Source organism: Coleofasciculus sp. (assembly GCF_046539235.1).
Lineage (GTDB): Bacteria > Cyanobacteriota > Cyanobacteriia > Cyanobacteriales > Coleofasciculaceae > Coleofasciculus.
In genome coordinates, this window is the sequence record NZ_JBKHHI010000242.1 from 1 (window position 1) to 9,976 (window position 9,976).

The 9,976-nt window shown below is 45.2% G+C and carries 13 protein-coding genes; 7 read left to right on the top strand and 6 right to left on the bottom strand.

Translation table 11 applies throughout. From position 1 onward, the window contains the following. Nucleotides 1-585 precede the first annotated feature (585 nt). The 3 genes from ACLFWI_RS19480 (at nt 586) to ACLFWI_RS19490 (ending at nt 2,902) form a co-directional block, all read left to right on the top strand. Nucleotides 586-1,404: a class I SAM-dependent methyltransferase gene (locus tag ACLFWI_RS19480; protein WP_446414283.1), complete on the top strand. Its 819-nt coding sequence runs from the start codon at nt 586-588 to the stop codon at nt 1,402-1,404. 111 nt (nt 1,405-1,515) lie between these two features. Beyond that, complete coding sequence (locus tag ACLFWI_RS19485; protein ID WP_446414284.1) at nt 1,516-2,025, top strand: cupin domain-containing protein; 510 nt, start codon at nt 1,516-1,518, stop codon at nt 2,023-2,025. A gap of 61 nt (nt 2,026-2,086) precedes the next feature. After that, entirely contained in the window at nt 2,087-2,902 is an 816-nt protein-coding gene (locus ACLFWI_RS19490) for a phosphatase PAP2 family protein (protein WP_446414285.1), read from the top strand. A gap of 76 nt (nt 2,903-2,978) precedes the next feature. On the opposite strand, the gene minE is transcribed toward ACLFWI_RS19490, so the two are convergent. From minE to ACLFWI_RS19510, 4 genes are all read right to left on the bottom strand, one after another. Then, a complete protein-coding gene (gene minE / locus ACLFWI_RS19495) occupies nt 2,979-3,272 on the bottom strand; it encodes a cell division topological specificity factor MinE (RefSeq protein ID WP_446406519.1) in 294 nt (97 codons plus the stop codon). Nucleotides 3,273-3,352: 80 nt separating this feature from the next. Then, nucleotides 3,353-4,150: a septum site-determining protein MinD gene (gene minD, locus ACLFWI_RS19500; protein ID WP_446414286.1), complete on the bottom strand. Its 798-nt coding sequence runs from the start codon at nt 4,148-4,150 to the stop codon at nt 3,353-3,355. Then, a complete protein-coding gene (gene minC / locus ACLFWI_RS19505; RefSeq protein WP_446414287.1) occupies nt 4,147-4,932 on the bottom strand; it encodes a septum site-determining protein MinC in 786 nt (261 codons plus the stop codon). The genes minD and minC overlap by 4 nt, the downstream gene beginning before the upstream one ends. A gap of 422 nt (nt 4,933-5,354) precedes the next feature. Beyond that, the gene (locus ACLFWI_RS19510) at nt 5,355-5,597 is read right to left on the bottom strand and encodes a hypothetical protein (protein WP_446414288.1); all 243 of its coding nucleotides are present in this window, start codon (nt 5,595-5,597) and stop codon (nt 5,355-5,357) included. Nucleotides 5,598-6,165: 568 nt separating this feature from the next. Here ACLFWI_RS19510 and sds point away from each other — a divergent pair. After that, nucleotides 6,166-7,137 carry a solanesyl diphosphate synthase gene (gene sds, locus ACLFWI_RS19515; protein WP_446414289.1) on the top strand — a complete coding sequence of 324 codons (972 nt, stop codon included), beginning with the start codon at nt 6,166-6,168 and terminating at the stop codon, nt 7,135-7,137. A gap of 143 nt (nt 7,138-7,280) precedes the next feature. Here sds and cysE read toward each other — a convergent pair whose 3' ends face one another. Both cysE and ACLFWI_RS19525 read right to left on the bottom strand, forming a co-directional pair. Then, complete coding sequence (gene cysE / locus ACLFWI_RS19520; protein ID WP_446414290.1) at nt 7,281-8,039, bottom strand: serine O-acetyltransferase; 759 nt, start codon at nt 8,037-8,039, stop codon at nt 7,281-7,283. A 56-nt stretch (nt 8,040-8,095) separates the two neighbouring features. Then, nucleotides 8,096-8,566: a hypothetical protein gene (locus tag ACLFWI_RS19525; protein WP_446414291.1), complete on the bottom strand. Its 471-nt coding sequence runs from the start codon at nt 8,564-8,566 to the stop codon at nt 8,096-8,098. Between the two features lie 80 nt (nt 8,567-8,646). On the opposite strand from ACLFWI_RS19525, the gene ACLFWI_RS19530 reads away from it, so the two are divergent. The 3 genes from ACLFWI_RS19530 (at nt 8,647) to ACLFWI_RS19540 (ending at nt 9,786) form a co-directional block, all read left to right on the top strand. Beyond that, on the top strand, nt 8,647-8,892 hold the full coding sequence (locus ACLFWI_RS19530; RefSeq protein ID WP_446414292.1) for a hypothetical protein: 246 nt from the start codon (nt 8,647-8,649) through the stop codon (nt 8,890-8,892). A gap of 120 nt (nt 8,893-9,012) precedes the next feature. Then, nucleotides 9,013-9,231 (top strand): hypothetical protein, encoded by a 219-nt coding sequence (locus ACLFWI_RS19535; RefSeq protein WP_446414293.1) that lies wholly within the window; start codon nt 9,013-9,015, stop codon nt 9,229-9,231. Nucleotides 9,232-9,495: 264 nt separating this feature from the next. Beyond that, nucleotides 9,496-9,786, top strand: a complete 291-nt coding sequence (locus ACLFWI_RS19540) for an RNA recognition motif domain-containing protein (RefSeq protein ID WP_446414294.1) — start codon at nt 9,496-9,498, stop codon at nt 9,784-9,786. The last annotated feature ends 190 nt before the right edge of the window (nt 9,787-9,976 follow it).

Genomic DNA, 9,976 nt, shown 5'->3' on the forward strand with positions numbered 1-9,976 from the left:
CCTTGAATTGCCCAGACCTAATCTAGGGCGACCCGATAAAATTAATAGGTTGGTTATGTTCATTGGTTCAGCGGGTCGCCCCTACGGTGTTTGCCTCCTAATTTCTGATGCTTTATCCAGTGTTTATGCGATAAAAATAGGGTGATATTGTTAAATTTTCTGCGTTTTTTCGGCAGGAAGTTTCTACCTTTAATTGCCCCTACCAATTCATGGCAACCCGATAAAATTTATCGGTTGGTTATGTTCATTTGTTCAGCAGGTTGCCCCTACAGGGTTTGTTTTTGATTACCGATACCTGATGGAGTGTTTATGCGATAAAATTAGGGTGGTTATGTTAATTTTTTTGTTTTTTTTGGGCGGTGTCTACCTTTAATTGCCATACCTAATTCAGGGCGACCCGATAAAATTGATCGGTTGGTCATGTTCATTTGTGCAGCGGGTCGCCCCTACAGGGTTTGCTTTTAATTTCCGATATCTGATGCAGGGCGACCCGATAAAAATCATAGGTTAGTTGTGTCAATTTGTGCAGCTAGTCGCCCAGTATTTGTTTTTATTAGAGACAAGTGATGAGAGGAAGAGATTACCATGTCTATCCGTAATAACCGAATAGGAGAACTTTTTTTGAAGCCAATCATAAGCGTTCTGATTGGTCAGGATCAACTCCAGTTCTATGAAACCATTGATTGGCAAAAGCAGAGTGAACGTTTCCAACAAACTAATCTCATTTATCCCGACTATTATAGCCAGCCAAACTTTCATGGTATTGAAGGCGGCTATCTTAATCCTATAGCAGCTATCACCTATGATACTGTGACAGCTTATGCTTCCCCACCCAATGAAACTCGGATTCGCGAACAGTTAATAACGACTATTGAAAAGCCACCCAGTCGAATTCTTGATCTGGGTTGCGGTACAGGTTCGACAACATTGATGTTAAAGCAGGCTTTTCATGAAGCCGTTGTTATCGGATTAGATTTGTCTCCGTATATGCTGATTGTGGCAGATTACAAAGCACAGCAAGCAGGGCTAGATATAAAATGGCAGCATGGTTTAGCTGAAACTGCGGCTTTTGATGATACTTCGTTTGATTTAGTCACAGTCTCCATGGTATTGCACGAAACGCCACCTCAGATTTCTCAGTTAATTGTACAAGAATGCTTTCGCTTGCTGAAACCTGGAGGACAATTAATTATTCTGGATGGAAATCAACGGAAACTTCGTTATGCTTACTGGTTGATAGAACTCTTCCGAGAACCTTATTCAAAAGACTATGCTGCTCATAGTGTAGAGGATTGGATGATAGCGGCTTTTTTTAAACGGGTGCAAACCGATTATGTGGGATGGATTCATCAAGTAACCTCTGGAATTAAGCCAATCAGAAAGGGCTTAGGGCAGATGGCATAAGCAGCAAAGCTGTCAGGGAGAAATAAATAATATTTTTTGAAATAGATATGATATAAATTACAAATGAAATAATGTTCAATTCAAAAATATTGCTTCCTAGCCCTAAACTATATGTTAACCAAAAATGCCGGATATTGGATTGAAAAGCTGGGACTTCAAAAACACCCAGAAGGAGGGTATTACAAAGAGACTTATCGATCTGATGAAGAAATAGCCCACGAGAATCTACCCAAACGATTTTCGGGACGTCGTAATTTTTCAACAGCTATCTACTTTCTCTTAGTCGGGACTGAGTTTTCGGCGCTTCATCGCATCAAGTCCGATGAGTTATGGCATTTTTATGCTGGGTCTTCATTAACCATTCATGTTGTTGAGCAATCGGGAAACTATCGTCCAATCAAGTTAGGTGAAAATTTGGACGAGGGTGAAGCGTTTCAAGCCGTAGTCAAAGCGGGAGATTGGTTTAGCGCGACTGTTAATAATCCGCAATCCTATTCCCTGGTAGGATGTACAGTTGCTCCCGGATTTGATTTTAATGATTTTGAATTAGGCAAGCGAGAGGAATTAATCAAGCGTTATCCCCAACATCAGTCTCTGATTGAGAAAATGACACGAGTTTAGCGTGTTTAGGGATAATTTAAAATGACCCTATAGGGAGAAGCTAACAAAATTTTAAGGCGCGATGACAACGATTGAATGGATTCAGGAACTGCTAGGACAGCGCTTAGAGCCTTTAGTCTTTGCGATTACCAATCTCGGTTCAGACTATGCCTACATCGCCTTCCTCACCCTCTATTACTGGTTAATCGATCCGTGGACAGGTCGTCAGTTAGGACTACTCTTAGGGATTAGTTATGGGTGTAATACAATCCTCAAAGAACTATTTGACATGCCTCGTCCCTTCGAGTTAAAGTCAGATATCGCCTCTGCTGACGCGATCGCGACAAGTGAAAATGCCTCTTTTCCCAGTGGACACGTCCAAGGTTCAACAACGTTTTGGATTTACTTATCGTTACACCATCGCCGTCTCTGGCTATGGGTGTGGAGTATAATTATTCTTCCCCTAATTGCCATATCACGCCTCTACTTAGGGGTTCACTTTCCTTTAGATGTAGTCGGCGGATTGATTGTAGGTATTCTTTTTGCGGGGATAGGTACAGTCTGGTCTATTCCGGTAAAACCGAGGTTTATTGTTAGGGTTACTGTTGTTGTCGTGACATTTTTTCTAGCAACTGTATGGGAACCTTTAGCGCGTTCTTTAGGTGTCATTATAGGGTTTTTTCTCACCCAACCTCAGTTTACACCGCCCTCCACCTGGAAAGGGCGATTAATCTTTGGCGGAATCGGTCTAATCTTAGTATTAGCCCTTTTTATCGGTTCAATATGGGTTTTAGGGGACTGGCGAAATCAAGGATGGGTCACCTATTGGCGCTACAGTCTGCTTACCCTATTTGCTACTGAGATTGTACCTAGACTTCTTCATCGCCAAACTTGGTAAGTGGCTCATCTTATTGCCCATAAAAATGTATCTAAGAATAGGAAAAAGTCGCCAGGGCAAAAAGGGATTTTCTGCTTTAGTCAACAGACGGTAAGGGAGGTTCTTCCTCCTTAACTCTGCGGATGGGGAGATTGGCAATTAACGCTGTTGCCCGTTGATTACTTTCTAGGGTAAACTCCAAACCCTCTTGATCAATCTCCACATAACGAGAGACTACTTCTAGGATTTCTTGACGCATTGACTCAATCATCTTTGGACTGAGATCGGCGCGATCATGGGCAATAACCAGTTGTAGGCGGCGTTTTACTTCCGCTCGACTGTTACTGGCACTTGTCCAGGGAAAAAGTCGTTCTAGAAGTTCGCTAATCATGGGGTTTTGCATCCGTGGTGAGTGAGGAGTGGGGAGTGATGAGTTGGGTTAATTTTATCAACACTCAAAATTTCAATACTTCAACTGCGGAACATGCGACGGATACGATTAATCAAGGTGTCATGTTCTGCCATCAAATCCAGGAAGGGAACTTTATCGCCTTCCAAACGCCGAGCAATATTGTGAATAGCAATACCGGGGAGAGTGAGATTTTCCGCCATAGCTAAGGGTTCGCCCCGATTGCTAGAAACAATCACGCGCTCATCATCAGGAATGACGCCAATTAAGGGAATTGCCAGAATCTCTTGGACATCTTGCACAGACATCATTTGGTCAGCTTGCACCATGGCGGGTTTGAGACGATTGACAATCAGGAAGATGCGCTTTATGCCTTGAGCTTCCAGTAAACCCACAACGCGATCAGCATCTCGCACCGCCGCAATTTCTGGCGTCGTCACGATTAACGCCTCCGACGCCGCAATGATCGCGTTACGGAATCCCATTTCGATTCCGGCGGGAGAGTCAACCAAGATGTACTCATACTTCTGAGATAGCAAAGCGATGAGTTTTTTCATTTGCTCAGGGCTAACCGCTTCCTTGTTCCGGCTTTGGGCAGCCGGAAGCAGTACCAATCCCTCTTGGCGCTTGTCTTTAACCAACGCCTGTTCTAAGCGACATTGCCCTGCGAATACTTCAATGGCGGTATAAACCACCCGATTTTCTAGCCCCAGGAGCAAATCTAAGTTTCTCAATCCAAAATCGGCGTCAACGAGTGCCACCTGACGACCTAATTTCGCGATCGCCGCGCCTAAATTCGCCGTAACCGTTGTTTTACCCACCCCTCCTTTGCCAGAGGTGATCACTATAATACGACTCATGAATTTAACAATAACTGGGTCTTAGCAAAATCAGCAGCTCTAGCAATACGAATACCTTGGGGTGTGACATACGCCACTTCTGGATAAAACTCAATCGGTGGCGTCTCCGGTGCCCTAGCCACAGCATCCGCAATTCGGAGTTGGGTGGGTTCCATTTTCAGAGCCATAATCCGACAGGAACGATTGCCATCAGCTCCCGCATGAGCTACCCCGCGTAGACGTCCCCAGATGAAGATGTCTCCGGCTGCAATCACTGTACCCCCCGGATTTAGGTCTCCCAGTATAACAATAGTACCAGGATGCCGAATTTCTACACCCGATCGCACGGTCATTTGTAAGTATAGGGGTTCAGTTAAGTCCTGAGTGGGTTCAGGAGTTTGATGGAGAGAATAGGTAGCCGATTGTTGCTCGACACAATACCCGGCTGTCGCCGCAGCAACGGCTGTTTGTCGTCGGCTGGTGTTTACCCGCGAGATTCGTAGCCCAACGTCGTTCAATACATCCGCGATCGCTTGTAACTTCAGTCCATCCAAAAGCTGCTCACCTGCCATCAGAGTTACTGTACCCGGCACTTGCCAAAAGCGATCGCTTCCATGACAGCGATGCTTAAACTGCTGCCACAGATCAGACCAACTGGCATCGGACATATCTTCCACTGAGGGCAAGATAAGCTGTAGCCCTTCCTCGGTCTGTTTCAGGCGGACTTGAGACTGGCAATCCATTGCCATGTCGCTCTCGGCAACCGTTGACATAAATAATAGTTGGTCAGAATCTGAAGTCATGCAACTACAGGCGTTCTTATCGGCAAACAATCTAAGTTAAACGACATCGTACCTTAAGCGCAAGTCTTGGTCGAGAATTTCTTCAAGGGTGTTCCTTCAACCTAGAACTTCCGACAAGTTCCCTGAGATGCTAATAAATAGTAATAATAAGAATTATTTGAATTGGGGGTTAGAGAGACTGGGCTAAACGCTAACGTCCAGAGTCAAACGTTTTCACCAGTCCTCTGGTGGATATGAGCATCTACCGTCACACCTAGTCGAGACGTAGCATGCTACGTCTCTACTTGGGGGGTTAAACTAGACATTGCCTGATTATATCAGAGAAAATGTCTGTTTATGTCACTATTTGTCTAGATATTTACGGGCTGTTAGTTAACCCCCGTATCGGGTCTGACCCCTGTAGATTAGAGTGGTATGAATGGTTAAGTCAGTGGTGGACTACTCACCTCTTGAACCGTTGAAGCTGGCGATTGTTCTACTTCATCCCTTGAAGATGTAGTGTTTGGTGTCAGACCCACTGAAGTAGCATAAACATCGGTCAAAGAGTTAGCTAGGGATTGCGAACTCTTTTTCGTGCGTTGAGCTACCATTAACAGCAAGTAAATCGCGACCAAATAAACAGTTGCCAGAACAGGAATAATCAAAGGCATATCAGTGTAAATCATAGTATGAACGAACAGCAAAGTTATGTAAGATTCCATAGAAGCTGAGGCAACGGTACTAGCTGACCAGGGGGCAATAAACCCTGACACCATGAACCCCGGGGAAAACTTCCCCAGCTTTTCGGTTGCTTCACTACTACTGACGGTGATGTGTACAAGCCTTTCTCCAACTCAGTTGGAGCAAGCTTGACAGGTTTCCTACCGGAAAGCTCCTGTTTATCTAAAATAGAGGACGACACTTAGTTAAACTACCAAGCCGTCAATCCAAAACCTTGAGGCTATCTCTGCCTACCTAACGGCACCTTAACCTAAAGGTAAGGAAGCTAGTTGTCCCTACCATCTCGGAGTCAATCGGTCGATTAATCTTTTGAAATCCTTAATATTTAGCTTAACATAAGAGTTCCAGCAATTTCTAGGAATTTTCTGATCAACTTAATAAGTTGATACAATTCCAGGGAGTCCTCCCAGTCAGGTTATTGGTCAAACAGATTTCCCTACTTGGGAAGCTTCGCTTAAAATTAAGGAAAGAATATGTAAACTTTCGTAACCTAATTTCTGAGTCGCCCAATCCATGACCTCAGTGACTTCCCTTTTTGCCCCTGTTGAAGCAGACCTCTATCTGCTGACCGAGAACTTAAAGAACCTAGTGGGTGCCCGTCACCCCATCCTCTATGCCGCAGCAGAACACCTATTTGGGGCTGGGGGCAAGCGGGTAAGACCAGCCATTGTCCTATTGATTGCGCGAGCGACGGTGCTGGATTCTGACATTACCCCCCGTCATCGCCGTCTAGCGGAAATTACCGAAATGATTCACACCGCGTCTCTGGTTCATGATGATGTCGTGGATGAATCATCAGTCCGTCGCAATGTCCCCACGGTTAATAATATGTTCAATAACCGCATCGCGGTACTGGCGGGAGATTTTTTGTTTGGTCAATCCGCTTGGTATCTGGCTAATCTCAACAACTTAGAGGTGGTCAAGTTACTCTCCCAAGTGATTAAGGATATGGCGGAGGGAGAAATTCAGCAGGGACTGACGCGATTTGAAGCGAGTACCACCATTGATACCTATCTAGAAAAGACCTACAAGAAAACAGCATCCCTGATTGCCAACAGTTCCAAGTCAGCCGGACTCTTGAGTGGCGTCTCAGCTGACTTTGCCGAAAATCTGTATCGCTATGGAAATCATCTGGGTTTAGCCTTCCAGATTGTTGATGATATCCTGGATTTCACCGCATCCACAGAAGTGTTGGGCAAGCCGACGGGTTCTGATTTAAGCAGCGGGAATCTAACTGCCCCTGTCTTATATGCTATGGAAGAAAAACCCTACCTAGAGGTATTGATTGAGCGAGAGTTTGCCCAACCGGATGACATTAGCCAAGCCTTGGCATTAGTTATGGAGAGTCGGGGTATTGAGCGATCGCGTGAACTGGCGGCTTACCATGCTCGTCTCGCCTTAGAAAATTTGACGCCCTTGAAACCCTCGCCCGCTACGACAGCTTTAGTCGAGCTAACTGATTACGTCCTGAGTCGCATGTACTAATCAAAGGGAACAGGGAACGGAATATTCAATTGAAAAGCACATCAGCTTAGTGCAGCATGAAGGATGAAGCATTAGAATATCCTGGTTCCCGCCTCCATCCTCCATCCTTTGTCCTTGGCTAAGAGGTGAATTCTGGTAAAACTCTAAATTCCAGCTCCATCCAAAAATTGCTGAATCGCTTTATCTCGAAGTTGGCAGCTATCCGCCGTAACCATCGGAACCCGATCAGAATTCAAATCGCGCCAATTTTGCACAGGTGCCGATGACCGCTTTTCGCTTAACTCTGCCAACTTTTGTTCCAGGATTTCAATCCGATCCACTAATGATCGAATCACAGTGGCTTCGGAATCTGGCAAACTACCATGTTCTAGGGGATTAACGCGCACTCCAGAACGATAAACGATGCGACCTGGGATACCAACAACCGTACAATCAGACGGAACATCTCGCAAAACGACTGAACCTGCACCAATGCGGACATTGTTGCCAATTTGAATGTTACCGAGAACCTTGGCACCCGCACCAACAACAACATTTTCTGCTAAGGTGGGATGGCGTTTGCCACATTCTTTCCCTGTACCCCCTAGGGTGACGCCTTGATAAATAAGACAGTAATCACCGACAATTGCTGTCTCACCAATGACAACACCCATGCCATGATCAATAAAGACACCTTGACCAATTTGGGCGCCGGGATGGATTTCAATACCCGTCAAGCCGCGAGAAAACTGAGAAAGAAAACGAGGGATGAACGGAATCCCGATAGTATGTAACCAATGGCAGAGGCGGTGAAACAGGAGTGCCTGTAGACCGGGGTAGCATAATAAAACCTCGAACCAGTTGCGAGCCGCGGGGTCGCGCTCAAAGATGATGTGGAAGTCAGCTAAAAACGTGGATAGCACAAGCGAGTTAAGACAAACAAACGTAAACAACTCCTTGACTATCTTATCGTTCTTGGCTACTCTCGCACAGTCAGGGTATAGTTCCAGGTTTGATTGGGATTGATGGTTCCCACCCAAACTTTATACTCTCCTGCCGACCAGCTTGAGTCTTCTACGCTAGCATCTTTACTGGCGCCCGTATCATCACCGCACAAGGCAAAGCCATTGGGTCCAGTAATCAATAATGTGGTGTCTTGACCGCCACTATCAACGGCTATCTGGAGCTGATTAAAATCTTCTTCTAAGTTTATGATGTGATCGGGAGTTTCTTCTGCATAACCCAGACAAGGATTATTTTCGCGATCGCGGTTCACTAGCGACGGCAATGAAAATGAACCCCCTGTCGTACCTATCGCCGCTCCCTTTTCCGAGGAAAATCCGGGTGATAAGGTTAACGTGCCAAAATTCGCTGACTGGGATAAAACGGGTGTAGCCGTTAGCGCTATCACCATGGCTATTAATACTTGAGAACCCCTTTGCCGTAACATAGCTTAACTCTCCTGGAAACACTGATTGTTAACTTCTTTGCCTATCCCCCTTGAGTACCAGTTGATCAGACTGTCTACTCTTGTTATATCTGATTTCCCGCTTATATATAGTTGAAGAGGTGACACCTTGGCATCTGCCACACTCGTTTGGCTCTGGAGGTACTGTGCCTTTAATTATCTTGATTTCGCTGCTGCTGATTATGAGTTGGCTATTTTCAGAGGTTCTCGTCTTGTTTCCGGTGGATATCTTAAATTCATTGAAACCGTTCACCTCATTAACCCTAATTGTTGCCTTACTCGTTTTTTTGTGGTGCTTTGGCGAGTAAGATAATGGTAATGCCACTCTGCCTATAAATTAGGGACATCAGTCTTGGCAAATAGAGGGTTGGGTTTTGTCCATTCCACCCCTAAGCAAACTTTTGATTGACCGGAGGATAATTTCACCAATGTTTCTTGATGAACTCACCCCTATCGTTAAAGAATTGTGCCAACAGCCTGTAGCATTCTTAGGCGGATTTTGTTCGGGAGTGTTTCGACTCAATCTTTCAGATGACCCTGTTAAAAGTTGGCTCGATCAGCAAACGGGTTCCACCAGCTATACAACCACTCCGACAGGAAGTGACAATGGCAGGACGAACGGACCTCAATCTATCTCGATTGAATAGAACTCCGAGGTTAAGCCGCGATCGCGTTCTGTCCAGGATGTAAGCTAGATAACCGACTAGAAACCAATACTTAGGTTATCATTAACGATATCTGTAAGTTCAGTTCTACCTTTGGTGAGATTTTTGGTTGGGCAGCTACATTCCTAGTTGATCACCCTGGAAACTAACCACGGATTACCAGACAAAACTTTAAGCTATTTGCATTTTCGAGTTTTCGTCTGTGGCTCTGAACTTTAGCCTTTCGTTCAGCCTTATCGATTTCAAATGACCATTTACATCGGAAACCTGTCTTACCAAGCCACCGAAGACGACTTAAAAACAGTATTTGCTGATTATGGCACTGTCAAGCGAGTCGTATTACCCACAGATCGGGAAACAGGTCGAGTTCGAGGCTTTGCTTTTGTCGAGATGACAGACGAAGCTCACGAAGAATCTGCTATTTCCCAACTAGACGGTGCTGAGTGGATGGGACGCCAGCTCAGAGTTAATAAAGCCAGACCCCGAGATAATAATCGTGGTGGATCTCGCCGCCATACCGCCAATAATGCGTGGTAGCGCTAAAGCGAACCCTATTTAACCAGAAAAAATTATCAGCAGTAAGGGACATAAAGCCTGATTTTGCCTTGTGTCCCTTTTCTCATATTTGCCGTATTTGCCGCTACAAGGTCAGGACTCTAACGTTCATTAATCTCCTAGACAAATTCCTAAACCTCTGGCGGTTTTCACCAGAGTCCCTTGGGAATCC

What these genes read in the sequence shown, in the direction of transcription:
- ACLFWI_RS19480 (WP_446414283.1), top strand. Translation starts at nt 586, where the DNA reads ATGTCTATCCGTAATAACCGAATAGGAGAACTTTTTTTGAAGCCAATC.
- ACLFWI_RS19485 (WP_446414284.1), top strand. Translation starts at nt 1,516, where the DNA reads ATGTTAACCAAAAATGCCGGATATTGGATTGAAAAGCTGGGACTTCAA.
- ACLFWI_RS19490 (WP_446414285.1), top strand. Translation starts at nt 2,087, where the DNA reads ATGACAACGATTGAATGGATTCAGGAACTGCTAGGACAGCGCTTAGAG.
- minE (WP_446406519.1), bottom strand. Translation starts at nt 3,272, where the DNA reads ATGATTAGCGAACTTCTAGAACGACTTTTTCCCTGGACAAGTGCCAGT.
- minD (WP_446414286.1), bottom strand. Translation starts at nt 4,150, where the DNA reads ATGAGTCGTATTATAGTGATCACCTCTGGCAAAGGAGGGGTGGGTAAA.
- minC (WP_446414287.1), bottom strand. Translation starts at nt 4,932, where the DNA reads ATGACTTCAGATTCTGACCAACTATTATTTATGTCAACGGTTGCCGAG.
- ACLFWI_RS19510 (WP_446414288.1), bottom strand. Translation starts at nt 5,597, where the DNA reads ATGATTTACACTGATATGCCTTTGATTATTCCTGTTCTGGCAACTGTT.
- sds (WP_446414289.1), top strand. Translation starts at nt 6,166, where the DNA reads ATGACCTCAGTGACTTCCCTTTTTGCCCCTGTTGAAGCAGACCTCTAT.
- ACLFWI_RS19525 (WP_446414291.1), bottom strand. Translation starts at nt 8,566, where the DNA reads ATGTTACGGCAAAGGGGTTCTCAAGTATTAATAGCCATGGTGATAGCG.
- ACLFWI_RS19535 (WP_446414293.1), top strand. Translation starts at nt 9,013, where the DNA reads ATGTTTCTTGATGAACTCACCCCTATCGTTAAAGAATTGTGCCAACAG.
- ACLFWI_RS19540 (WP_446414294.1), top strand. Translation starts at nt 9,496, where the DNA reads ATGACCATTTACATCGGAAACCTGTCTTACCAAGCCACCGAAGACGAC.